Genomic DNA, 298 nt, shown 5'->3' with positions numbered 1-298 from the left:
GTTGGAGACTACAACGTTGATAGGTCAGGTGTGTAAGGACTGCGAGGTCTTGAGCTAACTGATACTAATTGCCCGTGAGGCTTAACCATACAACACCCAAGTAGTTTTACTACGAAGTGTTTGTAAAAGACTGACAGAATAACTTCACGCACTGTAATGAATTGAATAAGAAAACGCTTTTATATTTATAGCTCTAGCGAGCAACAGCTTTCAAGATTGTAACCTTTTTGTCTAGCGACAATAGCACTGTGGCACCACCTGATCCCATTCCGAACTCAGAAGTGAAACGCAGTAGCGC

At 42.3% G+C, this 298-nt stretch carries 2 rRNA genes; both read left to right on the top strand.

The window, feature by feature from the left end:
- Positions 1-89 (top strand): 23S ribosomal RNA (locus H4J76_RS19605); the annotation flags it as partial.
- Positions 90-230: 141 nt separating this feature from the next.
- Positions 231-298: ribosomal RNA gene (gene rrf, locus H4J76_RS19600) — 5S ribosomal RNA — on the top strand; the annotation flags it as partial.

The sequence above is a fragment of the Colwellia sp. BRX9-1 genome, assembly GCF_014077195.1.
GTDB lineage: Bacteria > Pseudomonadota > Gammaproteobacteria > Enterobacterales > Alteromonadaceae > Colwellia_A.
This window is presented reverse-complemented; position numbering and strand designations above follow the sequence as displayed.